Below are 26,334 nucleotides of genomic sequence, written 5' to 3' on the forward strand. Positions count from 1 at the left end.
GATCAGACGGAGCGCGCAGCACCTCCATCGCAGCGGATCAGCGAGCCGGTGATGTAGCTCGCCGGCTCGCTGCAGAGGAAGGCCGCCGTTGCAGCGAATTCCTCGACCTTGCCGTAGCGCCCGACCGGAATGCGCGCTTCCTTCTCGACGCGGATCTCCTCGATGCTCTTGCCGGTCCGCTTGGCGGCGGCGCCATCGAGATCGTCGAGGCGCGCTGTCAGGATGCTGCCGGGCAGCAGCAGGTTGGTAGTGACTCCGTGGCTTGCCACTTCCGACGCCAGCGTCTTGCTCCAGCCGGCAAGCGCCGGGCGCAGCGTGTTCGACAGCGCCAGATTGGCGATCGGCTCGATCACGCCCGACGAGGCGACTGTCAGAATGCGGCCCCAGCCCTGCGCCTTCATGCCCGGCAGCAGCGCATTGGTCAGCGTGATGACGCGCGCCACCATGGAAAAGAAATAGGTCTCGAGCTTTTCAGCAGTCATGTCCTCGGTCGTGCCGGGCGTCGGGCCGCCTGTATTGTTGACGAGGATATCGAGCCCGCCGAATTTCTCCTGCACGGCAGCCGTGACTGTGCCGACGAAATTGTCATCGGAGAGGTCGGCCCAGACCCAGTCGGCCTTGCCCTTGCCTTGCGCATTGATCGCCTTGCAATTGGCTTCCAACTCGTCGCCGCTGCGTCCGCACAGAAGAACATTCGCGCCCTCCTGTGCCAGGGCCTTGGCGATGCCGAGCCCAAGACCGCGCGAGGAAGCCAGTACCAGTGCGCGTTTTCCCTCGATGCCGAGATCCATGATTTCCTCCATTTCCTGTTGCCCTTTCTATAGGGCGCAAGCCATGCGGAAGAAAAGGAGAAAGAGCGCTTTCACGATACTCCCTTAATTGACGTTAACGTAAGCGTCATATAACCTTCTGTACGGAGGAAACATCATTGTGCGAATTGGAGGATTGGCTGTCGCTTCCCGGCTCGACAATGTTTTCCGGTTTTGCCAAGAGAGTTAGCTGATTGGGGATGAAAGGCCGTCAAACGGCCGAGCGGAGAGAATGGATGACCGAAATGACTGAGTTGCCGGAACGCGAGAGCATGGAATTCGACGTCGTGATCGTCGGCGCCGGTCCGGCCGGCCTTTCGGCCGCCATCCGCCTGAAACAGGTCAATCCGGAACTGTCGGTCGTCGTGCTCGAGAAGGGCGCTGAAGTCGGCGCCCATATCCTGTCGGGTGCCGTCGTCGATCCCATCGGCATCGACCGCCTGCTGCCCGGCTGGCGCGAAGAGGAGGGTCATCCCTTCAAGACCGAAGTGACGGACGATCATTTCCTGCTGCTCGGCCCGGCCGGTTCGCTGCGCCTGCCGAACATCATGATGCCGCCGCTGATGAGCAATCACGGCAACTACATCGTCTCGCTCGGAAATGTCTGTCGCTGGCTGGCGGGCAAGGCCGAAGAACTCGGCGTCGAGATCTATCCGGGCTTTGCCGCGACCGAAGTGCTCTACAATGACGAGGGAGCCGTCATCGGCGTGGCGACCGGCGACATGGGCATCGAGAAGAACGGCGAGCCCGGCCCGAACTATGCGCGCGGCATGGCGCTCATGGGCAAGTATGTGCTGATCGGGGAGGGCGTGCGCGGCTCGCTTGCCAAGCAGCTGATCGCCAAGTTCGACCTGCAGAAGGATCGCGAGCCGCAGAAATTCGGCATCGGCATCAAGGAACTCTGGGAGGTCAAGCCCGAGAACCACCGTCGCGGCCTCGTACAGCATTCCTTCGGCTGGCCGCTCGGCATGAGCACAGGCGGCGGTTCCTTCCTCTATCACCTGGAAGACAATCTCGTCGCCGTCGGCTTCGTCGTCCACCTGAACTACAAGAACCCCTATCTCTACCCCTTCGAGGAGTTTCAGCGCTTCAAGACCCATCCGGCGATCCGCGGCACCTTCGAGGGCGGCAAGCGCCTCTCCTATGGTGCGCGTGCCATCACCGAGGGCGGGTATCAGTCGGTGCCGAAACTCTCCTTCCCCGGTGGCGCGCTGATTGGCTGTTCGGCGGGCTTCGTCAACGTGCCGCGCATCAAGGGCAGCCACAATGCCGTGCTCTCGGGCATGATGGCGGCCGACCGCATCGCGGCGGCAATCGCCGCCGGCCGCGCCAATGACGAAGTAGCCGAGATCGAAACCGACTGGCGCAAGGGCGATATCGGCAAGGACCTGAAGCGGGTGCGCAACGTCAAGCCGCTCTGGTCGAAATTCGGCACGGCCCTGGGCGTGGCGCTCGGCGGTCTCGATATGTGGACCAACCAGCTCTTCGGCTTCTCCTTCTTCGGCACGCTTGGTCACGGCAAGACCGACGCCGCCTCGCTGGAACCCGCCTCGCAGCATAAGCCGATCGTCTATCCGAAGCCCGATGGCGTGCTGACCTTCGACCGCCTGTCCTCCGTCTTCCTGTCGAACACCAATCATGAAGAGGACCAGCCGGTCCATCTGCAGGTCAAGGACATGCCGCTGCAGAAGTCGTCGGAACTCGGCATCTATGCCGGTCCCTCGACGCGCTACTGTCCGGCCGGGGTCTACGAATGGGTGGAAAAGGATGGCGAGGAGACATTCGTCATCAACGCCCAGAACTGCGTCCACTGCAAGACCTGTGACATCAAGGACCCCAACCAGAACATCAACTGGGTGCCGCCGCAGGGCGGCGAGGGGCCGGTCTATCCGAATATGTGACGCGGGGTGGTTCTTCGGCGCCGTAAATTGGACAGGGTTTCCATGCTTTCCTTTCCTTCGCACAGGAGGGTTTGCGGTCGCTGAAGCACCGTTTGACCATGCGTGAAGTCTCGGAATTGTTAGGCCCGCCCGAATGGTGGACGGACGGAGGAAGCGTGGCACCCGTGCCCCCCACTTTGGGGCTACCGGCCTTTTCTCGGAGGATAAGAGATGAGACTTTTTTTGCTCGTGCCGGTGATTGCGATTGCCTGTTCGGCATGTTCGACACAATCTCCCCCAGCATCCCAATCGGCGCCGACTCAAAGCCGCCAGGCAGCGCATCGACCGAATATGGAGAGCTGCAAGTCCAAGCCGAATTTCGAAGGAATGTTGCGCACACTTTGCTATTAGAGTGCGGCGAGACGGCCTTCCTAAGCCCTGGCAACCAATTCATCGTCCAAATTACCGTTTCGTTAACCATAATCTCCTTAGCCTGCGACATCTTCTTGACGCACTAAGGACACGTTCATGACGATCTCGCGCCGGGGCTTCCTGATCGCCCTGCCTCTTTTCGTTGCCGGCTGCTCTTCGACCACCCTGAACAGCCAGACGAACTACGCCGCACTTCCGGATGAGAGATTTCCGCTGAGGCAGGTGCCGATCGATCAGATCAAGCCGGAGCTTCGTCGCACCGAAGTCGCCTACGAGGGCGGCTATGCGCCGGGAACGATCATCATCGATACGCCGGAGCGGCGCGCCTATTATATCCTCGGTGACGGCAGGGCGATGCGTTACGGCGTCGGCGTCGGTCGCGAGGGCCTTGCCTTTGCCGGCAATGCCTATGTCGGCCGCAAGGCGGAATGGCCGAGCTGGACGCCGACGGAAAACATGCAACGCCGTGAGGAGCGTTATCGCAGGCTCGCCGGAGGCATGCCGGGCGGCCCGAACAATCCGCTTGGTGCCCGCGCGCTGTATCTTTATCGCGGCGGCAACGACACGCATTTCCGCATCCACGGCACCAACCAGCCGCAATCGATCGGCCTGGCCATGTCGAGCGGCTGCATCCGTATGATGAACCACGACGTCATCGACCTCTACAACCGCGTCGAAGTCGGCGCCAGGGTCGTCGTCATCCAGGCGACAGCCTGATATAAAGTCACAAAGAAGCCGCCGCAGCGCATCGCCGTCGGCGGCTTTTGTTTTGGGCGGATGCTCAGCGGTGCTTGGCGGCAATGCCGGTCGAGAGCGCCACGCCGATGCCGGTGACGACGGCGGCGCAGATTTCGGCAAGGCCCATTTGCTCGCCGAGCAAGAGGCCACCACCAAGTGTCGCCAGCACCGGCGTCAGCGCCGTAAAGGCCGCCGCCTGTGTTCCGCCGAGGGTGCGCACTGCCGTACCGTAGGCGACCATCGCGACCAGGCCGGAAAGAATGCCCTGGCTCAGCACCTGCAGGCCGATTTCCGGAAGTGGTGCCTGCGGCAGCGAGATGCCGAAGACCAGCGCCAGGACGGCCATGATCAGGAAGGACCAGATGGCAATCAGCGCGCTGGCCTGGATGGCCGAAAGACCCGAGCGGCGAAAGGCATGCGTATAGCTTGCCCAGAGAACGGCACCGGCCGGCAGCAGCACGAAGCTCGTCCAGGGCAGGGAAGCATCGGCAAGGCTGCGAACGAGCAGGATCATCACACCGGCGACGATCGCCAGCAGCCCGGCGATACGGGTCGCATCCGGCCTTTCACGAAACAGCAGAATGCCGATCAGTGCGGTAGCGAGCGGCATCGAACCGCCGAGCAGGATGCCCGACGAGGCAGCCGGCGTGGAGTGAATGGCAAGCGTCGTCACCAGGAAGAAGATCGCACCGCACCCGGCCACCATGACCGCCAGAAGATGCAGCGGAAGGCCCTTTGGCAGCAGGCCTGTACGCAGCCAGACAGGCGAGAGAGCGAGCGCCGGTATGCCGAAGCGGATCAGCCCGATATCGATCGAGCCCAGCGGCGTTGCAGCACTATGGCGGGTTGCCAGAAACCATGTCGACCAGATCAGTACGGTGATCGTGCCGGCGGCATAGCCCAGTGTCTGTGAAGGCGATTTCTCGTTTGAATATGCGATCGTGCTCATCGTCCTGTCCTCTTTTCCATCCGGATCCACTCCGATTGACAAGAAGATTAGCGCCGGAGGCCGAGGCATGTCCTTGCTATCTGTGGCGCAAAAATCGTGTTATGCGCAATGATCTGCCAATTCATGCTGATGGATTTCGCAAATATGCCAAATCTCGATAAATTCGATATTGCCATCCTGAAATGCCTTCAGGAAGATGCCCGTGCCACCAATGTCGAGATTGCCGAGAAGGTGAACCTCTCGCCGTCGCCCTGCCTGCGCCGCATCCGCAATCTCGAAAAGCTCGGCGTCATCCGCCGCTACACGGCCGATATCGACCGAAAGGAGGTCGGGCTCGGGCTTACCGTCTTCGTCGAGTTCAAGGTCGCCCGTCACAGCAAGGAGAATTCCGAGGCGCAGCAGGCAGCACTGCTCGCCATTCCCGAGATCGTCTCCTGCTTCCTGATTTCAGGCACGGCGGATTTCCTGGCCGAAGTCGTGGTCGAAGATCTCTCGGGCTATGAACGGCTGCTGACGGAGACATTGCTGACCCTGCCGAATGTCACCGATATCCGCTCGAATTTTGCCATCCGCAGCATCAAGACACATGGACCACTGAAGCTGCCGGAGCGCAATTGACGCGCCTTGCGGGACACCAGAGGCGGATGGTTTCAGCCCAGCCTGAATCATCCGCCTCTGATCAAAGAACTACAGCAGCGTCCCGCTAAGGATGAGCAGCGCCACCGAGAAGTAGATGACGAGTCCGGTGACATCGACCAGCGTGGCGACGAAGGGAGCCGATGCCGTTGCCGGATCGAGCCGCAGTTTCTGCAGCAGGAAAGGCAGCATCGAACCGGACATGGAGCCGAAGGTGACGATGCCGACCAATGCGGCAAAGACCGTCAGGCCGACCAGCTGCCAGTGCGGGCCGTAATCATAGAGCCCGGCCGTCTGCCAGAAGATCACCCTGATCATGCCGACGAGCCCGAGGATGGCGCCGAGCACGATGCCCGTCGGCAACTCGCGCAGCAGCACCCGCCACCAGTCGGTCAGCTTCAACTCGCCGACGGCGAGCGCCCGGATGATGAGCGAGGTTGCCTGCGAACCGGAATTGCCGCCGGAGCTCATGATCAGCGGGATGAAGAGCGTCAGCACGACGGCCTTTTCCAGCTCGCCTTCGAAATGCTGCATGGCACTTGCCGTCAGCATTTCGCCGAGGAAGAGGGCGCAGAGCCAGCCGGCCCGCTTGCGGATCATGCCGCCGAAGCCGATCTTCATATAGGGCTTGCCGAGCGCTTCCATACCGCCGAATTTCTGGGCGGCTTCCGTCGTATCCGCGATCATCGTGTCGATGACGTCATCGACCGTGACGATGCCGAGGATCAGGCCATGATCGTCGATCACCGGCAGCGCCAGCAGGTCATGCTTGCGGATCAGCCGTGCGACATCTTCCTGCTTCATCAGCGCATTGGCCGAAACCGGCATGCCCTTCTGCGCGACCGAGAGGATCGAGGCTTCGGGCTCCCCGGTAATGAGGCGGCGAAGGGTGACGACACGCATCAGCGCGCCGGAATTATGGTCCAGCACATAGATGGCATAGACGGTTTCGCGCGAACGTTCGACCTGCCGGACATGGTCCAGCGTCTGGGCGACGGTCCAGTCGTCGGGCACGCTGACGAATTCCGTCGTCATGATGCTGCCGGCCGTGCGTGGCGGGTAGCCCATCAGATGCTGGATGGCGATGCGGACCGGCTCTTCCAGGCTGGAGAACAGGCGCACGCGGTCGTCGACGCCGAGCTCCAGCAGGACGTCGGCGACGCGGTCGTTCGACATGCCGTGCAGCAGGCGGGCCGAATCCGTGCCGTCCATCAGCGCCAGTATGGCCGATGCGTTGCGCAGCTCCGGACGGTCGAGAATGTTGACGGCATGGTCCTGCGGCATCCGCGAAAGGATGCGGCCGGCTTCAGCCGGTGCGAGCCCGTTCAGCGATTCCACGCGCTCGGCGATGGTCGCGATACGGCTGTTATTCATGAAGGCACGGGCGGCATAGCCGGCCCGCAGGGGGAAGCGATTGATATTCATTGGCTCGCCTTTCCGTCGATCCGCCGTAGCGTCCGAACGGGCGAGCCTGGAGCATCCAGGTCAGCGCGCCACGGCCGCGTACGGCAAAGGCAATCGACTGCTACTGTCGCTTGGCATCTTGATGATGGCTCCGTTGATATCCGTGCGCAACGTATGTCACGCACGTGTTGCACTAGGTGGTCTCGAATGCGGAAAAAGTCAAGCTGCTTAGATGTTTAACGCCAGAATGCCGCACCCTCTGCGCGGCATTATATGTCAGCATCATTTACGCAATGTTTCGAAGACCGGAAAAGGCGGATTTTCGACCTCGAAAACCTCAGAATCCGGCAAGAACCACCTTGCCCTTCATCCTGCCGCTTTCGACCATGGCATGCGCCTTTTTCATGTTCGCCGCATTGATCGTCCCGACCGTTTCCGACAGCGTTGTGCGGATCTTGCCGGTGTCGACCAGCTCGGAAATCCTGTTGAGGATCTTGTGCTGCTCGATCATGTCGGGTGTCGCGAAAAGCGGACGGGTGAACATCAGCTCCCAGTGAACGGACGCAGCCTTGCGCTTGAAGGGAACGATGTCGAAGGTCTTGGGATCGTCGATCAACGCGAAACGACCCTGCGGTGCCAGCGCCTCGACGATATCGGCAACGTGCTTGTCCGTATTCGTGGTCGAGAAGATGAAACCCGGCGCTCCGACATCAAGCGCTGCGACCTGCGGCGCAATCGGCTTGGAATGGTCGACGACGTGATGGGCACCGAGCGCCTTCACCCAGTCCTGCGTTTCCGGGCGTGAAGCCGTGGCAATGACCGTCAGATCCGTCAGCGTCCGGGCGATCTGGATGGCGATCGACCCGACGCCGCCCGCACCACCGATGATGAGCACGGCAGGGGCGCCACCCGGTACGGGATCGGTGACGCGCAGGCGGTCGAACAGCGCTTCATAGGCTGTGATCGAGGTCAGCGGCAGGGCGGCGGCTGCAGCGAAATCGAGGCTCTTCGGCTTGTGGCCGACGATGCGCTCGTCGACCAGCTGGAATTCGGCATTCGAGCCGGGACGATTGATGACGCCGGAATAGAAAACCTCGTCGCCGGGCGCAAATAGGGTGACATCGGAACCGATGGCCTTGACGATGCCGGCAGCATCGAAGCCCAACACTTTCAGCTCATCGGCAGGCGGCGCCATATGAGCGCGAACCTTCACATCGACTGGATTGACGGAGACGGCCTTGATCTCGACGAGCAGGTCGTGGCCCCTGGCCTCGGGCGTCGGCAGTTCGACATCGATCAGCGAGGTTTCGGCCGCGATCGGCTGTGGGGTCTTGTAGGCGATGGCGCGCATCTTGGTAACTCCTGTGTTCATTGCACGAGAGCTAGATGCGACCTATGTTCCGGCAACGCAAGAATGCACAAATTCTGTACGTAGTACCAAAAAGGATACTGTAAATGTCACGCCCGCGCGCCAAACTGGTCACGAATTTTCCGGGTTGCCCCGTGGAGGCGACGCTGACCTATCTCGATGGAAAGTGGAAAGGCGTAATCCTTTTCCATCTGATGGACAGGACTTTGCGTTTCAACGAGCTGAGACGCCATCTGCCAGCCATCACCCAGCGCATGCTGACCAAGCAGCTGCGCGAACTGGAAGAATCCGGCCTGATCTCACGAACAGTTTACCCGGTCGTGCCGCCGCGCGTCGAATATGCTCTGACACCGCTTGGCTCCACGCTGAAACCGGTGATCCGAGCTCTTGCCGCCTGGGGCGATGAATTCGTCTTCTGCAGCCCGGAAGGTCGGGAACTGCGTGTCGCAAGGGCCTTAGGCGCTCCGGCTGCGGAGCTCCAGGCGTAAGGACGCTGCAAAGACGAAGAGGCCCAGGAAAGACAGGACGGCGCCGACATAGCCGGTTGCTGCGAAACCGTAACCCCAGGCAATGACCAGGCCGCCGAGCCATGCGCCGATGGCGTTGGCGATATTGAAGGCCGAATGGTTGGAGGCGGCAGCCAGCGTCTGTGCATCGGCCGCGACGTCCATCAGACGCGTCTGCAGCGCCGGACCGGCGGCAAAACCGCAGCCGACGAGGAAGACGCAAAGCCCGAGCATGTAGGGGTTGGAAGCCGTCAGAGAGAACATCGTCAGCACCACGATATTATAGACCAGCGAACCGCCGATCGTGCCGAGCAGCGATTTATCCGCCAGCCAGGAGCCGATGACATTGCCGGCATTCATGCCGATGCCGAAAAGCACGAGCATCAAAGGAACAGCCGTTTCCGGCAGCATTGCCACCTGCGTCGTGGTCGAAGCGATATAGCTGAACATGGCGAACATGCCGCCATAACCGACCGCCGCTATGCCAAGTGTCAACAGGATCTGCGGGCGACGGAAGGCGCTGAGTTCGCGCAGCGCGCTTGCCCCTTCGGCAACCTTGTCATGCGGCACGTAGAACCAGATGAGAGCGACCGTCACGAGGCCGATGATGCCGACGGTCAGGAAGGCGACCTGCCAGTCCAGCGCCTGGCCGAAGAAGGTGGTGAGCGGCGTGCCGAGCAGGGTGGCGACCGTCAGGCCGAGCATGACGCGGCCGACGGCCCGCGCACGGCGATGCACCGGCACCATGGAGGCCGCGACGAGGGCCGCCACACCGAAATAGGCGCCATGCGGCAGGCCGGTGATGAAACGCAGCACCGTGAAGCTTTCGAAGCTCGGCGCGATGGCGCTCAGGATATTGCCGACGGCAAAGAGCAGCATGAGGCAGAGCAGCAGCGTGCGTCGTGCCATCTTGGCCGCGAGCACAGCAATAACGGGTGCACCGATCACCACGCCCAGCGCATAGGCGCTGATGACATAACCTGCCTGCGGAGTCGTGACCGAAAAGGTATCGGCCACATTAGGCAACAGACCCATAATGGCGAATTCGCCCGTACCGATGCCGAAACCGCCAGCCGCGAGTGCCAACTGCACCAGCGCGACGGTCATGGAAGAGGGAAGGCCTGCCTCCGGCCCGGAAGCGATAGAATCATCGATGGAATCGTTGACGGCAACCTGGCTCACGGGCGGTCCTCGGAGGATCTGGGCTTGGCGACGGCCGCTGGCGGGACGCGCAGGGCCGGTCATTTGCATTTGATGGTCAGAAATGGCGGGAGGCGGAGATATGATCTCCAGCATCCCATCTATTGAACGCGAAACCGGGAGCGTCGAGTGCTTTTTTTGCAGTGCAGCGTCCTGCTATCTGCATACGTCCATTGCAATATTTGCGTTTCGGCGATGTAGCTGTGCCAACCATACGGCTTGAAATCGCAGGTGCATCAACCATCTCTTGAGGGCAGGGACAGCGAGGATAGGAAACAAGCACCTCATGAAGCTCGTCGGCTTTTTCAATCGCGACGGCGGTACCTTCAGAACGACGGACATGCAGGCTTACGAGAAGCGCGCGGAGGAGGTCTTCCGTGAGGCCGGGCATGATTTCGAAGCGATCGTCTTTTCCGGCGGCGAGATTGTTCCCGCCATGGAACGTGCCGCTCGGCGCGACGATATCGACGGCATCGTTGCCGGCGGCGGTGACGGCACAATTTCGGCGGCCGCATCGATTGCCTGGAGGAACGGCGTGGCGCTTGGCGTCGTGCCGGCCGGTACCATGAACCTCTTTGCCCGCTCGCTGAAAGTGCCGCTCGATATCTGGCAGGCGCTCGACGTGCTGGCTTTCGGCGAGCTCGACAATATCGATATCGCCAGTGCCAACGGAAGGCCGTTCGTCCACCAGTTCTCCGCCGGCTTGCATGCGCGCATGGTGCGCTACCGCAATTCCTACAGCTACCGCTCCCGCCTCGGAAAGATGCGCGCCAGCACCCGCGCAGCTTTCGGCGTTGTTTTCAACCCGCCGGAATTCGAGGTCGAGTTCGAGGCGGCCGGCATGAAGGAAACCCGCCGCGTCTCCGCCATCTCCGTCTCCAATAATCCCTTCGGCGAAAACGCGCTGCTCTATGCCGACAATCTGCGCAGCGGCGAGCTTGGCTTCTATACGGCAAAACCGCTGAAACCGCTCGGCGTCGCACGGTTGGCGATCGACATGCTGCGTGGCAGGTTCCGCGAAAACGATGCGGTCATGGTCATGCATCCGGCCGAAGTCAATCTGCACTTTCCGAAGCTGCGCGCCAAGGCGAACTGCGTCATGGATGGCGAGCTTCTGCCGCTGGAGCGCGATATCACGATCAAGCTGCATCCGGGTGAATTGAAGGTGCTGGTCAAGCAGGGATTGGCTGCACAGGAAGGCGAAAGGGAGCGGCGCGAGCCGGCGGCCTGACGCTTAGAGCCTTTCATGGTTAGATTGAAGCATTCTGTCGGCTCAAACGGGCCGTCTGATCGACCGGCCGGCTTGGCCGTAGATCTGGGCTACGACGCGCGCCGGCCGGTCGACCATCCGACTCCGTTTGAGCCGACAGAATGCTTCAATCTAACCATGAAAGGCTCTAAAGCGCAGCGGTGCGCCTGGCTCTGAAGGGAATGAGAGCGCCCTCGACGATATCCCGGTCCGCCTCGTCTCCGAAAACACAGGTGCGATTGCGTCCCTTCTTCTTGGCGCAGTAAAGCGCCTCGTCGGCCGATGCGATGAGCTGGCGCCAGCCATTTGCGCCGCACTGGCCGGAGGCGACGCCGATGCTGACGGTGATGGAGAGATCCATACCGGTTTCCGCGTCGCGGATGAAATGCGCCTGAATGTGGCTGCGCAGTTCTTCGGCAAAATCCACGGTGTTCGAAAGATCCGATGTGGAAACGAGAACGGCGAACTCCTCGCCGCCATAGCGCGCCACGACATCCGTCGGTCGCATCGCGCTCTGCAGCCGTGACGCGATTTCGATGAGCACGGCATCGCCCGTCAGGTGGCCATAGGTATCGTTGACCGTCTTGAAGTGATCGATGTCGATCAGCATTAGGCAGACATCTTCCTCGCGTTCCGCAGGCGCATTGCCGAAACCTTCCAGCGCCCGGCGGTTCCATACGCCGGTCAGCCCGTCCTTCTCGGCCTGCTTCTTCAGGCGGGCCTCGTATTCGGCCCGTTCGTCAAGCTTGCCGCGCAGCAGTTCCAGTGCTTCGAACAGGCTGCACATTTCCGGTGCCTTGGAGATCGTCTCAAGGTTTGTCATGGCGCTGCCCTCGGCAAGCGCGATGATCTGCCGGCGCGCCGTCAGCAGCGGATCGAGCATATGAAGGCGGATGGAGCGGAAGAGGGCGAGCAGCACTGCGAGCGCAGAGGCTGTGATGACGGCAATGACGGCCAGACGGTAGGAGGCCGTGTCATGCTGGGTCCGATAGCGCTTCACGACATCGTTGAGGAAGATCGTGCGCAGCCGCGCCAGCGGCTGCAGCGTCGGGACATAGTTGCGCGTCAGATCGACGGCAGAGATCGAATAGTCGCCGGAAATCTTGCCTTGTTCGATGAGGATCTTCACGAGGTCGAGGCCGGATCCGAAAAAGATCGCATCGACATCCTTCATGAGGTCGGCAGACAGCGTGTCGTTATCGCTGACGATCTTCTGGCCTTGCATCAGCGTGCGCAATTCTAGAAGCCGGCCGATGGTGCGGCTGGCATCGGTGACATGGCTGTCGCGGAGCGGTTGGCGCGTGGCGATCGGCCCCATGATCTGCGAGGCGGCCCGGCCGCCATATTCGCGCATGTCGCTGATCATCCGTCCTGTCAGGAACGGAGCAGTCAGTTCCGATTGGCGGCTCGTGAAGGCCGCCACATGCCAGTCGACGACAGCCTGGAAGGTTTCAATCACCTCGATCATTTCGCCGATCGCGGCCTGGACATCCTCCGGCCGGCGCTCGCCAAGCGGCGTTGCGGCAACCCGGTCCACGGCCTCGCGAGCTTTGCGAAGCTGGTCCCTGGTATCGGCCAGCGCCTTCTGCAGGCCGGGCAGGGCGAAGGAGACATCGACGGCAAACGGCTCGTCGAGAGCCTCGAGAGCCTGGTCGCTGCTGCGCCGGAAGAACCTCAGGCGCTCCGTTGCCGGGGCGCTGCTGTCCGGCTCGATCGCCATGATATCATTGGCCGGGCCACGTTCCGCGGACACTTGGGTGCCAGCCTCCAAAACCTGGCGGAAGCGTTCCACTGCAAGCAGACTGTCATAAGTCGAACGGTAGCTCTCATAGGTCGGAATGAGGGCGCTCGCTGTCAGAACAAGGATGAGAAAGGCGACGATGACGGTCGCAAACAGCAGCTTTCCCTCAAGAGTGATGCGGTTCATCAAACCGATCCCTTTCCCGTCCCGTTATCCGCGCCGGCTCCGTTGCCGGTTTATTGAACATGCTGATATCGGGAATATATTACCGATTTCGAGTATAGATCATCGATAATGCCAACAGGGTTAAGAAAAATTCCCAAGTGAAAGTGATGTGACGGGCTCTATTAACTACAGGCGCGCGAGATATGTGCGATAGTCGAAATCCGACACGGTGCGCAGGTGCGTTATTGCTTCCTTGTACTTCGTATCGCCATACAACTTTCGATACTTGTCGCCGAAGATATTGGCGATGAAGGCCGACTGCCGGAAGATCTCGACCGCCGTCAGGAAATCATGCGTCAGCCGCTTCGCGCCCGGTGGGGTATAGGCGGGCGTCGTTTCCTCGCCGGGATCGAGATCGCCGTCGAGGCCGAGCAGCATGCCGCCGAGGATGGCCGCCAGCAGCAGGTAGGGATTGGCATCGGCACCCGCCACGCGATGCTCGATGCGCGCCGCTGGCCCGTTTGTATCAGGAATGCGAATTGCCGTGCCGCGATGTCCGGTGCCCCAGGTGAGGTCGGTCGGCGCAAAGGAGCCAGGCTGGAACCGGCGGTAGGAATTGGCGAAGGGCGCAAAGACGAGCTGCGCCTCATGCATGGTCTGCAGCATGCCTGCCGTCACCGATTTCAGAAGGGTCGGTTCGCCTCCAGCAGCATCGAGGATATTGTTACCGTCCCTGTCGATGATGCTCGCATGCACATGCAGACCGGAACCGGCATGATCCGAATAGGGTTTGGCCATGCAGGTCGATTTCAGCCCGTGTCTGCGTGCCGCCTGCTCGGCAACGCGCTTCAGGTAGAGGCAGTCATCGGCGGCCGCCAGGGCATCGGGCCGGTGCAGCAGGTTCACTTCGAACTGGCCGGGACCGAATTCGGCCGTTGTCGCCTCCGCCGGCAGGTTCATCGCTTTGGCATAGGCGCGCAGGGTCCGCAGGTAGTCGTCGAGCGCATCGACGGCGCTCATGTCATAGAGCTGGAAGCCGTTCGGATCGCCGCGATAGGTCAAGCTTGCAGGCGGCGAGGGCACGCCCGTCTCGCGCCAGTTCTCTTCGATCACGTAGAATTCCAATTCCGTCGCCACGACGGGCGTCAGCCCACGCTCGGCATAACGTTCGACAACGGAGGCGAGAATGCCGCGCGGATCCATGAAGCTGCGGCTGCCGTCGAATTCGTGCATGGTGGCGAGCACCTGGATGGATCCTTCGGGCGCCCAGGGCATCGGCACAAGGCTGCGCCTATCGGCAATGAGATTGCCATCGGGATCGCCGATCGTCAGCGACAGGCCGGTGATATCGTCATTGTCGTCGCCCCAGATATCGAGCGACTGCGTCGAGGTCGGCAGGCGGATATCGCCCGCCCAGACCTTCTTTTCGGCTGAAAGCGGCAGCTGTTTGCCGCGCAGATCGCCGTTCATACCGACAACAAGGATCTCGAAACGCGGATCGCCCGCTTCAACCTCTTTGCCCTTGTTCGCCATGACCTTGAAAATCCTCTCGCAGAAGGCCAAGGTCGTAAACCATCGCCGAAAGCCTTTCAATCCGAAGGTCTAATCATGTCCGACACTTACCCGCTGTCCAATCTTGCTGCGATCGATGCCGCCCACCATCTGCATCCCTTCTCCGACATGAAGAAGCTGAATGCCGACGGCACGCGCATCATCGAGCGCGGCGAGGGTGTGCATATTTTCGATAACAACGGCAAAAAGTATCTCGATGGCTTCGCCGGCCTCTGGTGCGTCAATATCGGCTATGGCCGCAAGGAAATCGCCGATGCCGTCGCGCGTCAGATGAACGAGCTCCCCTATTACAACACCTTCTTCGGCACGACGTCGCCGCCGACCACGTTGCTCGCGGAGAAGGTGACGTCCAAGGCTGGCCCGCGCTTCAACCATATCTTCTTCACCGGCTCCGGCTCGGAAGCGAACGACACCTGGTTCCGCATGGCCCGCGTCTATTGGGCAGCCGTCGGCAAGCCCTCGAAGAAGATGGTGATTGCGCGGCGCAACGGCTATCACGGCTCGACGGTTGCCGGCGCCAGCCTCGGCGGCATGAAATACATGCACGAGCAGGGCGACCTGCCAATCCCTGGCATCGTCCATATCGGCCAGCCCTATTGGTATGGCGAGGGTGGCGATCTTTCTCCCGCCGAATTCGGCCTGAAGGTCGCCCGCGAGCTGGACGCCAAGATCGATGAGTTGGGCGAGGAGAATGTCGCCGCCTTCGTCGCCGAGCCGATCCAGGGTGCGGCTGGTGTGATCATTCCGCCGGAGACCTACTGGCCGGAGATCGACCGCATCTGCAAGGCGCGCAATGTCCTGCTCGTGACGGACGAAGTCATCTGCGGCTTCGGCCGCCTCGGCGAATGGTTCGGCTATCAATATTTCGGCGTCGAGCCGGATTTTGCTCCGATCGCCAAAGGGCTTTCCTCGGGTTACCTGCCGATCGGCGGCGTGCTCGTCAGCGATCGCATCGCCGACGTGCTGATCAACGATGTCGGCGATTTCAACCACGGCTTCACCTATTCCGGCCATCCGGTCTGCGCTGCCGCCGCGCTCGAAAATCTGCGCATCATCGAGGAGGAGAAACTGGTGGAGCGCGTGCGCGACGATATCGGCCCCTATTTCGCAAAGAAATGGGCCGCGCTCGCCGATCATGATTTCGTCGGCGAGGCGCAAAGCATCGGCCTGATGGGCGGTCTGCAGCTTGCCGCCGACAAGAAGACCCGCACCCGTTTCGAAAAGCCCGATCCGATCGGCTCGCTGGTGCGCAATCACGCTCTCGCAAACGGCCTCGTGCTGCGCGCCACCGGCGACCGCATGCTGGCCTCACCGCCGCTCGTCATCCGTCACGAGGAAGTCGACGAGATGGCGCGCATCACCAAGATCGCGCTGGACGCAGCCTGGAAGGAACTCCGCGGCTAGCGACGACCGTCATTGAACGTCGATCATTTGGGGGATCTCAACCAATGAAGCAGATTTACACCACTCTGGGACCGAAACGCCGCGAAGAACTCGGTATGATTCTTCCGCACGAGCACGTGTTTGTCGATCTCCGAACCCCCGACCGGCCCGGCTACGCCAAGGCGGAGGTAGACGATGTCGTGGCGCTGATGGTCCCACAAATAGAGGCAATCAAAAGACAAGGCATTTCACTGCTCGTCGAATGCACGACAGGGGGCGTTGGAAGACGTGCAGATATTGATCTTGCCGTATCGAAGGCCGCCAACTTTCCGATCGTCGTGCCGACCGGCAACTATCGCGAACCATGGATACCCAGCTGGGTAGCAGAAGCCAGCGACGTCGATCTCGAACAATGGATGGTGGCTGAGCTTACCGAGGGCATCGAAGATACCGGCGTGCTCGCCGGATGGATAAAACTCAGCGCCGGCGACGATGGCATTACGCCACTGGAGGCCCGCATCCTGCGTGCAGCCGCAAGAGTATCCGTGCGAACCGGTGCGGTCATCGGCTCGCACACGATCCGGGGAAGGGTCGTGATGGAGCAGCTGGACATCCTTCAGTCAGAAGGTTGCGCAGCCGAGCGGTTCATATCCATTCATACCCAGGAGGAAAAGGACTTCCAGCTTCACAAGGCACTGGTGGAACGCGGCGCGTGGATCGAATACGACCACGTCGGCAGGGCACCGGATGAAGACGTGGTTGCGCTGATAATGGATGCCCTTGAAGCAGGATTGGGCAAGCGTCTTTTGATAAGCCACGATCTCGGCTGGTATGATCCGGCGCAACCGGGTGGCGGGACCCCGAGGCCTTATACGCACCTTGTCGAGAGTCTTCTGCCAATGCTTGAGATCGCGGGCGCGAGCAGGGACACGGTGCGCCAACTCACAGAGGCCAATCCTTTCGACGCATTCGCACGCTAGGGATAAGCCACCGCGTAGGCGAACTGATAGGTGTCGCCCGGCCGGCCGTAGATGTAGGGCAGCGCGACGACATGGATTTCAGGCGGCTTCAAGCCGTTTTGCGCTATGACATCCTTGAAATAGTAATCCGGCCAGGCGGGCGGCGTCCCGCCCTTGTCGTCGCGCCAGACGAAGACGACGGGATGTTTTGCATCCAGCTGGAATGTCGGCTTGAAGTCCGGATAGAAATAGGACTGCACCGGGGTGTCGGGCATCTGCAGCCGCATATTGCCGTCGAGATGCGGGTCGTAACCGACGATCAGCCCCGGCTCGCCGCCGATTTCCTTGCGGATCGTCTCGGCGAAGCTGGCATAGGGAATGTTCAGCCGTTGATATTTGCCGAAGAGCGGGCCGTAATAGGCGCGCGTGGCGAGCACGGCCAGCACGATACCCATGATGACGCCACTCACCGCCAGCGATGCACGCAAGGGTACTGCCGGGTCGACCTCGGCACTGTCTGCCTTCATGCAAATATAGAGCGGCAGGATGAGGAAGAGCGGCGTCAGCCATCGGTCGGCGACATTGTCGACGCCGGCAAGCAGGATCATCAGCGCAATGGCGCCGATTTCGATCAGCAGGATGCGCCTGGCCATTCTTGTCCAGCGGCTGGACGCGCGCCACATTGCCCGCAGCGATTTGGCAAAGAGCGCCAGAAAGATGACGACGGAGACGCCGGCGATGCCGACCATTGCGGAGATGAAGCGAGAAATGCCGGTCGATACCTGCGCCAGAAAGCTCTCCTCGTCACCGGTCATCTTGTGCAGCGTACGATCGACGGCAAGGTCGAAATGCTGCAGGAACCAGATTGCGTGCGGCGTGACGATGGCGATCGAAATCACGATGGTCAGTATCAGCCGCCAGTCGAGCAAGCGCTTGCGGAAATCGGTATCGATCAGCGCAGCGACGAATGCCGCGGCCGGAAGAAGCGCGAAATTATACTTCGATATCATCCCGATGCCGGTCGAAATGCCGACGATGGCATAGGAGATGGCTGACGGCGACTTCAGCGTGCGGAAAAAGCCGTAGAGGAACAGCGAGCCGGCAAAGATCGTCGCCACCGAATGCGTTAGGTCCCGCTGCGCCTCGAAGACGATCTGCGGCATGGTGAGCAGGCCGAGCGTCGCCATCACCACCAGGCTGCTGTTCTTCAATGTCAGCCGCGCCGTAAGCCAGTAGAAGACATAGGACAGGAACAGCATCGTGCATTTGAGGAGGGACAGCGAAAACAGCGACACGCCGATGAGCGATGTTACGCCGTACTGCACCCAGTTGTAGAAGGGCGGCTGCGAATTATAGCCGAAGGCGAACCATTGCGAGAGCAGCATCTGCTCCGCCTCGTCCAGCTCCAGCGCATTGGGGATGCTGAGCCGCACGATCAGGTGGAGCAGAAAATAGGTTCCGAGCACCGCCAGGATCAGATTGGGCCGGCGGCTGAAAAGGCCCTGCACGTCAGCTTTCTCGGGAGAAGATCTGGCGCACGATATAGTTCGGCGAGGCGTCGTCGCGGTAATAGGTTCGGGCGATCATCTCGGCCAGGATGCCGGTCGTGATCATCTGCACCGAAGAAAGCAGCAGCACGACGCCGACCATCAGCATCGGTCTTGTGCCGATGTCATTGCCCATGATGAACTTGTCGATGCCGAGATAGAGGAGGATCAGCGCTGCAAGGCCGCCGAGGCCGAGGCCGAGCGAGCCGAAGAAATGCCCCGGACGCGCCTTGTAGCGCATGAAGAACATCACCGACAGCAGGTCGAGGATCACGCGGAAAGTGCGCGAGATGCCATATTTCGACATGCCGTGCTGGCGTGCGTGATGGGTGACGGCCATTTCGCCGATGCGCGAGCTCGGCACCACGCCGGCAACCCAGGCCGGGATGAAGCGATGCATTTCGCCCATCAGCTTCACCTGCTTGATGATCGAGGCACGGTAGATCTTCAGGCTGCAGCCATAATCGTGCAGCTTGACGCCGGTGATGCGGCCGATGAGGTAGTTCGCGCACCACGAAGGGATTTTGCGCAGCAGCAGGCCGTCCTGGCGGTTCTTGCGCCAGCCGACGAGCAGGTCGAGTTCGCGCCGTTCCAGCTCCGAGACCATCGAGGGAATATCCTTCGGGTCGTTCTGCAGGTCGCCGTCCATGGTGGCGATCAGCCGGCCCTGCGCCGTGTCGATGCCGGCCTGCATGGCGGCCGTCTGGCCGAAATTGCGCTGCAGCTCGACGATACGCAGCGTCAGCCCCTCGCGATTGACGAACTTGCGGGCATTGACGAGCGTTGCGTCCGTGCTGCCGTCGTCGACGAGGATCAGTTCCCAGCGGTGCGGATAGTCGGCCATGGCCGCGGCAATGCGCTCGACGAGCGGGCCGATGCTTTCTTCCTCGTTGAAAACAGGAACGACCAGCGACAGCTCGAGCGGTTGTATCTGATCATTCGCATTGCGAATGGACTCTACCGTTGTCTGCAACTTTCATTTCTCCTAAAAGGCGCGGCAATGGAAGACCGGTGAAAACCAGCCGCCGCAGCCAAACTTAGGAAGCCTGATACATGAAGACCCCGAGTGTTGAAAGCGGGCAATCCTGGTTTCTGCGCAATCGCATGACCCTTCTGACGGTCGCAATCGTCGCAGCCTATGCGCTTTTCATCGAATGGTTCTGGGGCTGGGCTGTCATATTGGAGCAATGGGCTGCCGTCGGTCCTCGGCCCGTTATCGGCGCGCTGATACTCCTGACCAGCACCTATTTCCTGCGTACATGGCGCATCTACGATTATTTTCCACGCGAGACGGCAGGCCGTTTCGCAACGCTCTTTCGCGTCACGCAGATCCATAACCTTCTGAACATCATGCTGCCCTTCCGCGCCGGCGAGACCAGCTTTCCGGTGCTGATGCGCACGGAATTCGGCATTCCCCTGACGCGCGGCACCTCCGCCCTGTTGGTTATGCGGCTGCTGGACCTGCATGCGCTGCTGGCCGCCGCCGGCCTCGGTTTTGCTGTGGCCGCCTCCAATGCCGCCCTTGCGTGGCTTGCCTGGGTCATCTTCCTGTTCCTGCCGGTTTTTGCCTTCGCTGCCCGCAAGCCGCTGCTGCGTCTTGGTGCGAAACTACTGCCGCGCAAGGCGCAGGCGCTGCTTCATGAAATCGAGAACGGACTGCCTTTCGATGCCGTTGCCTTTGCACGCGCCTGGGCGATGACCATCGTCAATTGGCTGGTGAAGGTGCTCGTGCTCGCGTGGGCACTCGGCCTGATGGGCGTGCTGCCGATGGCCGCGAGTTTCGGCGGCGCGCTCGGCGGCGAGCTTTCCTCGGTCCTGCCGGTGCATGCGCCGGGCGGCGTCGGCACCTATCCGGCCGGCATCACCGCCGGTGCCATCGCCTTCGGCGCATCGAGCGAACGGTCGGCCCTGGATGCGCTGGCGCAGGCAAGCGTCAGCGCGCATCTGCTTATCATCGTTTCCGCCCTGACAGGCACCGCCATCTCGCTGCCGCTCGGCCGCCGCCGCAAGGTCTGACCGCGCCTCAAGACAATGCCGTAAGCTCCAAGATGCGCTTGCGCAGAAAGGCCTGTTCCGGCTCCTGCCGGCAGAGTGCCAGCGCTCTCTCGTAAGCTGCTATCGCCTCGCCTCGGCGTCCGAGCTGGCGCAGGAAATCCGCCCGCGCCGAATGGGCAAGGTGATAGGTCGAAAGCTCCCCTTTGCCCATGACGGCATCGATGAGCGCCAGCCCTTTCTCCGGCCCATCGGCCATGGCAATCGCCACCGCGCGGTTGAGCTCCGCAATATCAGAGGGATGGGCTGATATCAGCAGGTCGTAGTAGAAGGCGATGCGCCGCCAGTCCGTTTCCTCGATGCTTCCTGTCTTCGCATGCTCCGCCGCGATTGCCGCCTGAACCGTATAGATGCCGATCTCAGGCGTGCGCATGGCGCTTGCAAGCAGCGCCAGCCCCTCGGAAATCTTGCTCCGGTCCCAGCAGGAGCGATCCTGATCGGCAAGCAGCACCAGCGCGCCATCACCATCCTGCCGGGCGGCGCGACGCGATTCCTGCAGCAGAAGCAGCGACAGAAGGCCAGCAACATCCGGATGCGGCAGCAGGGCGGCAAGCAGCCGCGCCAGCCGGATCGCCTCTGCCGTCAGGTCGGCGCGCACGATCGCGCTGCCCGAGGATGCCGAATAGCCCTCGTTGAAGACGAGGTAGATGACATGCAGTACCCGGTCGAGCCTTTCGGGCAGTTCGGCTCCGACAGGTACCTCATAGGGGATTTTTTCCGTCCTGATCCGGTTCTTGGCGCGCACGATGCGTTGTGCGACCGTCGGCGCCGGCACCAGGAAGGCATGGGCGATCTCTTCCGTCGTCAGTCCGCAGACCTCGCGCAGCGCCATCGCCATCTGCGCATCCGCCGCAAGGGCCGGATGGCAGCAGATGAAGATCAGCCGCAGCATGTCGTCCTTGATCGGTTCCATGTCGCCGATCTCCGTTTCCGTGCCATCAGGGTAAAGGCCGTCCTCGATATGCTGCAGCGAGGCGTTGAAGCGCGCTCGTCTCCTCAGATGGTCGATCGCCTTGAAGCGGCCGGTCGAAACCAGCCAGGCAACTGGATTGTTGGGCATGCCGTCGACCGGCCATGTCCGCGCCGCCGCCGCAAAGGCATCGTGCAGCGCTTCCTCCGCCCGGTCGAAATCACCGAGCAGGCGGATCAGCGTCGCCAGAACCCGGCGCGAATGCTGCCTGTAGAGTTCTTCGATCACCTGTTCCCCGATCAGCTGTCTCAAGGGCCAGCCCTCATTGCGGCAGGGTGAGCAGTCTCACCGGCCGCAATTCGACCGCCCCGACCCGGACGCTCGGAATGCCCGCAACGACCTTGCGTGCATCTTCGAGATCGGCCGCCTCGATGATGTAGATGCCGGCCAGATGTTCCTTGGTCTCGACATAGGGGCCGTCGGTCGAAGACAGAATGCCATGGCGCACCCTCAGGACCGAGGCGCTGTCGGGGCCTTCCAATGCATCGGAATGGATCATGATGCCTTTGCGCTCAAGCTCCTCGTCATACTGGAAATGTGCCCTGACGAGCTCGTCGCCCTCGGCCTGGCTGAGTGTGCCGTCGGTATTGGCGGAATTATAGATGAGGCAGACGAAGCGCATGGCTATCTCCCATCCTTGATCGAATAGGCAGGCCTGATCTCGATCGATGCATATTTGAGGATCGGGAAGGTGGAAATGATCGCCTTCGCTTCCTCCATATCTTTGGCGTCGATCACCACGAAGCCGCCGAGATGCTCCTTGATCTCGGCGAAGGGACCGTCCGTCGCGGCGACAGTGCCGTTGCGAACCCTGAGCGTCACGGCCTGCTCCGGCTCATAGAGCGCCAGCGCGCTCAGCATATGGCCGCTGTCGCGCCAGTGGTCGTCGCTGACGATGCATTGCTGCGTGACTGCATCCCACTCCTCGCGGGTAACTTGACTGCTCTTTTCGGTATCGAACCAGACTTGGCCCAGAAACTTCATGGCATGACTCCTCAGCCGAATTCATGGATGGGACGAACCTCGATCGCGCCGAGCTTCGCCAGCGGAATGCCGGCGGCAACCCGGATCGCGTCGTTGAGATCCTTGGCGTCGATCAGGATGAAGCCGCCGAGCGCTTCCTTCGTCTCGATGAAGGGGCCATCGGTGACCGACATTTCGGCGCCGCGCACCCTGACCGTGACCGCCGATTGCGGCGACTGCAGCGCCTGGGCAACGATCATATGACCGCTGTCGGCAAGATCGCGGTCATAGGCGAGCGAATCCCGGCCGAGCTTGTTCTTCTCTTCCTGAGACAAGGCCGACAGCACCGTGCCGTCGAACCAGACCTGGCAAAGATATTTCATCCCTTGTCCTCCATGCTGTGCTTTCACAGCCCTTAGAGCGCCGTGCGTCCATTCGGACGCACAAAGGACGCTCTAAATCTTTGAATCTACGCATCGGGCTTTCCGAAAATCTATCTCGATTTTCGGGGCCGATGCTTAGAGACGAACAGCCTATGCGCTTTTCGACAGGGAAGAAAAAAATCTTTTAGGCCGTTTTCGTGTCGAAAGATCGAGGTCGCGCTCGACAAAGCTCCATCGACAACATCGAGGAGATGGAGCAATGAGCACGCTTGAATTCGGAATAGCACATCTGATCGTCACACGCGGCGCACGCGAGATGCCGCCGATTGAGAATGCCGAGGTGATAAAGATGCTGGTCAGGACCGGGATTGCGCTGGCGGCGTTTGCCGGCCTCATCGCAGCGCTGCAGCTTGCCGCAACCGCTTGAAAACAGTGCGCGGCCCGGCGGACAAGGCCGGGCCGCGCCTGATATCTTACTGAAACGCCGTCTCGAAGAAGCTGCGCAGCTTGCGTGAATGCAGCGCTTCCGGCGGCATGGCGGCGAGTTTCTGGATTGCCCTGATGCCGATCTGCAGGTGCTGGTTCACCTGCGTGCGGTAAAAGGCGGTCGCCATGCCCGGCAGTTTCAGCTCGCCGTGCAGCGGCTTGTCGGACACGCAGAGCAGCGTTCCGTAGGGCACGCGGAACCTGAAACCATTGGCGGCGATCGTTGCCGATTCCATGTCGAGCGCGATGGCGCGGGCCTGCGACAGTCGCTTTACCGGGCCTGCCTGGTCGCGCAGTTCCCAGTTGCGGTTATCGATCGTGCCAACCGTGCCGGTGCGCATGATGCGCTTCAGCTCGAAGCCTTCGTAGCCGGTGATCTCGGCAACGGCTCCCTCAAGCGCCACCTGCACTTCGGCAAGTGCGGGGATCGGCACCCAGACCGGCAGGTCGTCGTCCAGCACATGGTCTTCGCGCATATAGGCATGCGCCAGAACATAATCGCCGAGGCGCTGGCTGTTGCGCAGTCCGGCGCAATGGCCGAGCATCAGCCAGGCATGCGGGCGAAGCACGGCCACATGGTCGGTGATCGTCTTGGCGTTGGAAGGACCGACGCCGATATTGATCATGGTGATCCCGGCATGGCCCTTCTTCTTGAGGTGATAGGCCGGCATCTGCGGCAGGCGGGAAAGCACGGCATCCGTTTCCGGAATGCTCGATCCTGCCAGCGTGACGATGTTGCCCGGTTCCACGAAGGCGGTGTAGCCGTCGCCGCCTTCAGCCATCAGCTTGCGCGCCCAGGAGCAGAATTCGTCGACGTAGAACTGGTAGTTCGTAAACAGCACGAAGTTCTGGAAGTGCTCGGCACTGGTCGCCGTATAGTGCGACAGGCGGGCGAGCGAATAGTCGATGCGCTGTGCGGTGAAGGGCGCAAGCGGCGAGGGCTCGCCCGGCGGCGGCAGATACTCGCCGTTGGCGATTTCGTCATCCGTCGTGTTGAGATCCGGCGTATCGAAGAGATCGCGCAGCGGAATATCGACGAAAGCCGCCGCCGACGCTTCTACATGCGCGCCTTCGCCGAATGCGAAATGCAGCGGGATCGGCGTCGAGGATTCCGAGACGACGACAGGCACATTATGGCTCTTCATCAGCAGCGAAAGCTGCTCCTTCAGATAATGCTTGAAGAGCTTCGGCCGCGTCACCGTCGTCGTATAGACGCCCGGTGCCGTCACATGGCCGTAGGAGAGGCGGGAGTCGACATGGCCGAAGCTCGTCGTCTCGATGCTGACCTGCGGGTAGAAAGCCCGGTAGCGGGAGGTGACCGGCGCACCCTGGGCGAGCGTCGTGAAGCTGTCGATCAGGAAGGAGGTGTTGCGCTCGTAAAGTGCCGTCAGCGCCTCGACGGCTTTTGCCGGATCATCAAAGGTTTGCGGCTCGAAAGGGGGAGGCGACAAAATGTCGAACGCGGACAGGGGAGAGATTCGTTTGCTCATGAGGCATTATAGAGAGTCGTTTTTAACAAGCAAACGACGCGCAAAGGCTGAGACCCAGATATTTTCCGCAATATCTTTCCAACTCTCAGCGGATGGCGGTGCAGTAACCGCCGTTGCTTTCCAGGCACGTATAGTTCGCGCCGAAATGCGACTGCTGTGCCCCGCCGCCGCCCGTGCGCACGACCACCGCCGAAAACGAGATCGCGAAGATCGCCGCAAACAGCGTTATGATTGTAAACCGTCTCGCCAGAATGAACACGTCCACGTCCTTACCCCGATATGCGCCTTTCATGGTGCTGTTTTGCCATGATGCGGCTGAACGGGTGCTGAGATGGCGGTTCATTTGGCGTTCAGTTTCAGAGGCCGGCTAAGGTCCTCAGAGACGGGTCCCCTTAAAGAGGGACCCGTCAAAGGCGAGTCCAGGTCTGCGTTTTACAGAGGACGTTCATCACGCAGCCCTTCAGCTTCAGAGAGCCGCCGGAAATGTTGCCAAAGCCGCTATAGGTCTTGTCGTCGGAGGGGTCGGTGATCTCGCCGTTGTAGCTGCCGCCCGTGCCGGCCAGCGTTCCGATCTTCTTGCCTGCATATTTCCCCGACTTGAGCGTGATACAGTATCCGCCGCTGCAAGGAGCAATCACTGCCGTATCGCCGGCGACCGTCTTCCACTTGCCGACGATCGGTTCTTCCGCCTGCGCAAGGCCTGCCGCAAGTGTCAGCGCACCGGCGAGAACGAGAGTACGGATCATCTTTTCCTCCATGAAGCTGATTGGCGCGAAAATAACTGACGCGAACGTAAAGGTAAATACGCTGCGGGAAAGGTCCGAAATCCGGCTTTTGTGCAAAGCTTTTTCTGTCGGCAGCCTGATCCATGCTGATTTCATGGTCAACAATTCCTCAATTTCCAAATCCTAATTTTTCGTAAAAGGTGCGCGAAAATCCTTAATTTCCAGGGATTCCGATGTTTAACAAAAATCCAATTTTACCAAGCATTTGCACTTTGTTTGCGTCAAATTAATCATGCATTTTAGGCGTTTTTTGAAGGCCGTTCGGCATAGTGAACCCATCAAACGAGCGGGGAAAACCCGCCGGACCGGAGAGGCCGGAAGCCGCAGAAGACGGCAAGGCCCAAAGGTAAAACAGGGTACGTCTTAACAGGCTAAACAGGGATAGAACCGATGGCACGCTTTGAAATGCACAATGCTGAAATGGCCACCATGGGTGGCGACAACAACAGCGCCGATGTCTTCTGCGAAATGGGTCTGATGTATGCGACCGGCCGCGGCTGCAATATCGACCTCATTGCCGCTCACAAGTGGCTGAATATTGCCGCGATCAAGGGCAACGACCGCGCAGCAGAACTGCGCGCCGATGTCGCCGCGACGATGAGCAAGATGCAGCTTGCTGAGGCGCTGCGCGCCGCCCGCGAATGGATGACGATCCACTAAAAATCG

26 protein-coding genes are annotated in these 26,334 nt (G+C 60.9%); 10 read left to right on the forward strand and 16 right to left on the reverse strand.

Features of this window, described 5'->3' with window-relative positions; translation table 11 throughout:
- Positions 1 to 2: 2 nt before the first annotated feature.
- The gene (locus ACK9YZ_RS04380) at positions 3 to 791 is read right to left on the reverse strand and encodes an SDR family oxidoreductase (protein ID WP_416065801.1); all 789 of its coding nucleotides are present in this window, start codon (positions 789 to 791) and stop codon (positions 3 to 5) included.
- A 254-nt stretch (positions 792 to 1,045) separates the two neighbouring features.
- Here ACK9YZ_RS04380 and ACK9YZ_RS04385 point away from each other — a divergent pair, with 254 nt between their 5' ends.
- Together ACK9YZ_RS04385 and ACK9YZ_RS04390 are read left to right on the forward strand one after the other, a co-directional pair.
- Entirely contained in the window at positions 1,046 to 2,710 is a 1,665-nt protein-coding gene (locus ACK9YZ_RS04385; protein ID WP_416065802.1) for an electron transfer flavoprotein-ubiquinone oxidoreductase, read from the forward strand.
- Between the two features lie 507 nt (positions 2,711 to 3,217).
- Entirely contained in the window at positions 3,218 to 3,838 is a 621-nt protein-coding gene (locus tag ACK9YZ_RS04390) for a L,D-transpeptidase (RefSeq protein ID WP_416065803.1), read from the forward strand.
- 64 nt (positions 3,839 to 3,902) lie between these two features.
- On the opposite strand, the gene ACK9YZ_RS04395 is transcribed toward ACK9YZ_RS04390, so the two are convergent.
- Entirely contained in the window at positions 3,903 to 4,808 is a 906-nt protein-coding gene (locus tag ACK9YZ_RS04395) for a DMT family transporter (RefSeq protein WP_416065804.1), read from the reverse strand.
- A gap of 144 nt (positions 4,809 to 4,952) precedes the next feature.
- On the opposite strand from ACK9YZ_RS04395, the gene ACK9YZ_RS04400 reads away from it, so the two are divergent.
- Positions 4,953 to 5,426 carry an Lrp/AsnC family transcriptional regulator gene (locus ACK9YZ_RS04400; protein ID WP_416065805.1) on the forward strand — a complete coding sequence of 158 codons (474 nt, stop codon included), beginning with the start codon at positions 4,953 to 4,955 and terminating at the stop codon, positions 5,424 to 5,426.
- Between the two features lie 69 nt (positions 5,427 to 5,495).
- Here the strand turns inward: ACK9YZ_RS04400 and mgtE are convergent, their stop codons facing one another.
- Together mgtE and ACK9YZ_RS04410 are read right to left on the reverse strand one after the other, a co-directional pair.
- The gene (gene mgtE / locus ACK9YZ_RS04405; RefSeq protein WP_416065806.1) at positions 5,496 to 6,869 is read right to left on the reverse strand and encodes a magnesium transporter; all 1,374 of its coding nucleotides are present in this window, start codon (positions 6,867 to 6,869) and stop codon (positions 5,496 to 5,498) included.
- 316 nt (positions 6,870 to 7,185) lie between these two features.
- Entirely contained in the window at positions 7,186 to 8,199 is a 1,014-nt protein-coding gene (locus ACK9YZ_RS04410; RefSeq protein ID WP_416065807.1) for a zinc-binding alcohol dehydrogenase family protein, read from the reverse strand.
- Between the two features lie 104 nt (positions 8,200 to 8,303).
- On the opposite strand from ACK9YZ_RS04410, the gene ACK9YZ_RS04415 reads away from it, so the two are divergent.
- The gene (locus tag ACK9YZ_RS04415; protein ID WP_216757499.1) at positions 8,304 to 8,705 is read left to right on the forward strand and encodes a winged helix-turn-helix transcriptional regulator; all 402 of its coding nucleotides are present in this window, start codon (positions 8,304 to 8,306) and stop codon (positions 8,703 to 8,705) included.
- Here the strand turns inward: ACK9YZ_RS04415 and ACK9YZ_RS04420 are convergent.
- Positions 8,673 to 9,905, reverse strand: a complete 1,233-nt coding sequence (locus tag ACK9YZ_RS04420; RefSeq protein WP_216757500.1) for an MFS transporter — start codon at positions 9,903 to 9,905, stop codon at positions 8,673 to 8,675. The two genes, ACK9YZ_RS04415 and ACK9YZ_RS04420, sit on opposite strands and share 33 nt — an antisense overlap.
- 304 nt (positions 9,906 to 10,209) lie before the next feature.
- Between ACK9YZ_RS04420 and ACK9YZ_RS04425 the strand changes: the two genes are divergently transcribed.
- Positions 10,210 to 11,154, forward strand: coding sequence for a diacylglycerol/lipid kinase family protein (locus tag ACK9YZ_RS04425; RefSeq protein WP_216757501.1), 945 nt, complete (start codon positions 10,210 to 10,212; stop codon positions 11,152 to 11,154).
- Between the two features lie 166 nt (positions 11,155 to 11,320).
- Here the strand turns inward: ACK9YZ_RS04425 and ACK9YZ_RS04430 are convergent, their stop codons facing one another.
- Both ACK9YZ_RS04430 and ACK9YZ_RS04435 read right to left on the reverse strand, forming a co-directional pair.
- Positions 11,321 to 13,099 carry a diguanylate cyclase gene (locus tag ACK9YZ_RS04430; RefSeq protein WP_416065808.1) on the reverse strand — a complete coding sequence of 593 codons (1,779 nt, stop codon included), beginning with the start codon at positions 13,097 to 13,099 and terminating at the stop codon, positions 11,321 to 11,323.
- A 165-nt stretch (positions 13,100 to 13,264) separates the two neighbouring features.
- The gene (locus ACK9YZ_RS04435) at positions 13,265 to 14,611 is read right to left on the reverse strand and encodes a glutamine synthetase family protein (protein ID WP_416065809.1); all 1,347 of its coding nucleotides are present in this window, start codon (positions 14,609 to 14,611) and stop codon (positions 13,265 to 13,267) included.
- 75 nt (positions 14,612 to 14,686) lie between these two features.
- On the opposite strand from ACK9YZ_RS04435, the gene ACK9YZ_RS04440 reads away from it, so the two are divergent.
- Both ACK9YZ_RS04440 and ACK9YZ_RS04445 read left to right on the forward strand, forming a co-directional pair.
- Positions 14,687 to 16,054: an aspartate aminotransferase family protein gene (locus ACK9YZ_RS04440; RefSeq protein ID WP_416065810.1), complete on the forward strand. Its 1,368-nt coding sequence runs from the start codon at positions 14,687 to 14,689 to the stop codon at positions 16,052 to 16,054.
- A gap of 44 nt (positions 16,055 to 16,098) precedes the next feature.
- Positions 16,099 to 17,013 carry a phosphotriesterase gene (locus ACK9YZ_RS04445; RefSeq protein ID WP_416065811.1) on the forward strand — a complete coding sequence of 305 codons (915 nt, stop codon included), beginning with the start codon at positions 16,099 to 16,101 and terminating at the stop codon, positions 17,011 to 17,013.
- Here the strand turns inward: ACK9YZ_RS04445 and ACK9YZ_RS04450 are convergent.
- Both ACK9YZ_RS04450 and ACK9YZ_RS04455 read right to left on the reverse strand, forming a co-directional pair.
- The gene (locus ACK9YZ_RS04450) at positions 17,010 to 18,500 is read right to left on the reverse strand and encodes a glycosyltransferase family 39 protein (protein WP_416065812.1); all 1,491 of its coding nucleotides are present in this window, start codon (positions 18,498 to 18,500) and stop codon (positions 17,010 to 17,012) included. The two genes, ACK9YZ_RS04445 and ACK9YZ_RS04450, sit on opposite strands and share 4 nt — an antisense overlap.
- 1 nt (position 18,501) lies before the next feature.
- Positions 18,502 to 19,512: a glycosyltransferase family 2 protein gene (locus tag ACK9YZ_RS04455; RefSeq protein WP_216757507.1), complete on the reverse strand. Its 1,011-nt coding sequence runs from the start codon at positions 19,510 to 19,512 to the stop codon at positions 18,502 to 18,504.
- Positions 19,513 to 19,592: 80 nt separating this feature from the next.
- On the opposite strand from ACK9YZ_RS04455, the gene ACK9YZ_RS04460 reads away from it, so the two are divergent.
- Positions 19,593 to 20,555, forward strand: coding sequence for a lysylphosphatidylglycerol synthase domain-containing protein (locus tag ACK9YZ_RS04460; RefSeq protein WP_416065813.1), 963 nt, complete (start codon positions 19,593 to 19,595; stop codon positions 20,553 to 20,555).
- A gap of 7 nt (positions 20,556 to 20,562) precedes the next feature.
- Here ACK9YZ_RS04460 and ACK9YZ_RS04465 read toward each other — a convergent pair whose 3' ends face one another.
- The 4 genes from ACK9YZ_RS04465 to ACK9YZ_RS04480 are packed head-to-tail and all read right to left on the reverse strand — an operon-like array spanning position 20,563 to position 22,907.
- A complete protein-coding gene (locus tag ACK9YZ_RS04465) occupies positions 20,563 to 21,804 on the reverse strand; it encodes an RNA polymerase sigma factor (RefSeq protein ID WP_416066815.1) in 1,242 nt (413 codons plus the stop codon).
- 19 nt (positions 21,805 to 21,823) lie between these two features.
- Entirely contained in the window at positions 21,824 to 22,183 is a 360-nt protein-coding gene (locus ACK9YZ_RS04470) for a YciI family protein (RefSeq protein ID WP_416065814.1), read from the reverse strand.
- Between the two features lie 2 nt (positions 22,184 to 22,185).
- Positions 22,186 to 22,545: a YciI family protein gene (locus ACK9YZ_RS04475; protein ID WP_216757510.1), complete on the reverse strand. Its 360-nt coding sequence runs from the start codon at positions 22,543 to 22,545 to the stop codon at positions 22,186 to 22,188.
- Positions 22,546 to 22,556: 11 nt separating this feature from the next.
- Positions 22,557 to 22,907, reverse strand: coding sequence for a YciI family protein (locus tag ACK9YZ_RS04480; protein ID WP_216757511.1), 351 nt, complete (start codon positions 22,905 to 22,907; stop codon positions 22,557 to 22,559).
- Between the two features lie 259 nt (positions 22,908 to 23,166).
- On the opposite strand from ACK9YZ_RS04480, the gene ACK9YZ_RS04485 reads away from it, so the two are divergent.
- Entirely contained in the window at positions 23,167 to 23,334 is a 168-nt protein-coding gene (locus tag ACK9YZ_RS04485; protein WP_416065815.1) for a hypothetical protein, read from the forward strand.
- 46 nt (positions 23,335 to 23,380) lie between these two features.
- On the opposite strand, the gene amn is transcribed toward ACK9YZ_RS04485, so the two are convergent.
- The 3 genes from amn to ACK9YZ_RS04500 all read right to left on the reverse strand — a co-directional run bounded on the left by amn (position 23,381) and on the right by ACK9YZ_RS04500 (position 25,629).
- Entirely contained in the window at positions 23,381 to 24,883 is a 1,503-nt protein-coding gene (gene amn / locus ACK9YZ_RS04490; RefSeq protein ID WP_416065816.1) for an AMP nucleosidase, read from the reverse strand.
- 85 nt (positions 24,884 to 24,968) lie between these two features.
- On the reverse strand, positions 24,969 to 25,148 hold the full coding sequence (locus tag ACK9YZ_RS04495) for a hypothetical protein (protein WP_216758825.1): 180 nt from the start codon (positions 25,146 to 25,148) through the stop codon (positions 24,969 to 24,971).
- 142 nt (positions 25,149 to 25,290) lie between these two features.
- On the reverse strand, positions 25,291 to 25,629 hold the full coding sequence (locus tag ACK9YZ_RS04500) for a DUF2147 domain-containing protein (RefSeq protein WP_416066816.1): 339 nt from the start codon (positions 25,627 to 25,629) through the stop codon (positions 25,291 to 25,293).
- A 429-nt stretch (positions 25,630 to 26,058) separates the two neighbouring features.
- Here ACK9YZ_RS04500 and ACK9YZ_RS04505 point away from each other — a divergent pair, with 429 nt between their 5' ends.
- Positions 26,059 to 26,328, forward strand: coding sequence for a sel1 repeat family protein (locus tag ACK9YZ_RS04505; protein WP_183805820.1), 270 nt, complete (start codon positions 26,059 to 26,061; stop codon positions 26,326 to 26,328).
- Positions 26,329 to 26,334: the final 6 nt, after the last annotated feature.

The sequence above is a fragment of the Rhizobium sp. ZK1 genome (assembly GCF_047782645.1).
Classification (GTDB): domain Bacteria; phylum Pseudomonadota; class Alphaproteobacteria; order Rhizobiales; family Rhizobiaceae; genus Rhizobium.

Bases quoted from the DNA above. Each gene is read 5' to 3' on its own strand.
- mgtE (WP_416065806.1), bottom strand. From the start codon at position 6,869: ATGAATATCAATCGCTTCCCCCTGCGGGCCGGCTATGCCGCCCGTGCC.
- ACK9YZ_RS04460 (WP_416065813.1), top strand. From the start codon at position 19,593: ATGAAGACCCCGAGTGTTGAAAGCGGGCAATCCTGGTTTCTGCGCAAT.
- ACK9YZ_RS04505 (WP_183805820.1), top strand. From the start codon at position 26,059: ATGGCACGCTTTGAAATGCACAATGCTGAAATGGCCACCATGGGTGGC.
- ACK9YZ_RS04380 (WP_416065801.1), bottom strand. From the start codon at position 791: ATGGATCTCGGCATCGAGGGAAAACGCGCACTGGTACTGGCTTCCTCG.
- ACK9YZ_RS04445 (WP_416065811.1), top strand. From the start codon at position 16,099: ATGAAGCAGATTTACACCACTCTGGGACCGAAACGCCGCGAAGAACTC.
- ACK9YZ_RS04500 (WP_416066816.1), bottom strand. From the start codon at position 25,629: ATGATCCGTACTCTCGTTCTCGCCGGTGCGCTGACACTTGCGGCAGGC.
- ACK9YZ_RS04400 (WP_416065805.1), top strand. From the start codon at position 4,953: ATGCCAAATCTCGATAAATTCGATATTGCCATCCTGAAATGCCTTCAG.
- ACK9YZ_RS04485 (WP_416065815.1), top strand. From the start codon at position 23,167: ATGAGCACGCTTGAATTCGGAATAGCACATCTGATCGTCACACGCGGC.
- ACK9YZ_RS04390 (WP_416065803.1), top strand. From the start codon at position 3,218: ATGACGATCTCGCGCCGGGGCTTCCTGATCGCCCTGCCTCTTTTCGTT.
- ACK9YZ_RS04435 (WP_416065809.1), bottom strand. From the start codon at position 14,611: ATGGCGAACAAGGGCAAAGAGGTTGAAGCGGGCGATCCGCGTTTCGAG.
- ACK9YZ_RS04480 (WP_216757511.1), bottom strand. From the start codon at position 22,907: ATGAAATATCTTTGCCAGGTCTGGTTCGACGGCACGGTGCTGTCGGCC.
- ACK9YZ_RS04425 (WP_216757501.1), top strand. From the start codon at position 10,210: ATGAAGCTCGTCGGCTTTTTCAATCGCGACGGCGGTACCTTCAGAACG.
- ACK9YZ_RS04395 (WP_416065804.1), bottom strand. From the start codon at position 4,808: ATGAGCACGATCGCATATTCAAACGAGAAATCGCCTTCACAGACACTG.
- ACK9YZ_RS04430 (WP_416065808.1), bottom strand. From the start codon at position 13,099: ATGAACCGCATCACTCTTGAGGGAAAGCTGCTGTTTGCGACCGTCATC.
- ACK9YZ_RS04475 (WP_216757510.1), bottom strand. From the start codon at position 22,545: ATGAAGTTTCTGGGCCAAGTCTGGTTCGATACCGAAAAGAGCAGTCAA.
- amn (WP_416065816.1), bottom strand. From the start codon at position 24,883: ATGAGCAAACGAATCTCTCCCCTGTCCGCGTTCGACATTTTGTCGCCT.
- ACK9YZ_RS04470 (WP_416065814.1), bottom strand. From the start codon at position 22,183: ATGCGCTTCGTCTGCCTCATCTATAATTCCGCCAATACCGACGGCACA.
- ACK9YZ_RS04385 (WP_416065802.1), top strand. From the start codon at position 1,046: ATGACCGAAATGACTGAGTTGCCGGAACGCGAGAGCATGGAATTCGAC.
- ACK9YZ_RS04440 (WP_416065810.1), top strand. From the start codon at position 14,687: ATGTCCGACACTTACCCGCTGTCCAATCTTGCTGCGATCGATGCCGCC.
- ACK9YZ_RS04415 (WP_216757499.1), top strand. From the start codon at position 8,304: ATGTCACGCCCGCGCGCCAAACTGGTCACGAATTTTCCGGGTTGCCCC.
- ACK9YZ_RS04410 (WP_416065807.1), bottom strand. From the start codon at position 8,199: ATGCGCGCCATCGCCTACAAGACCCCACAGCCGATCGCGGCCGAAACC.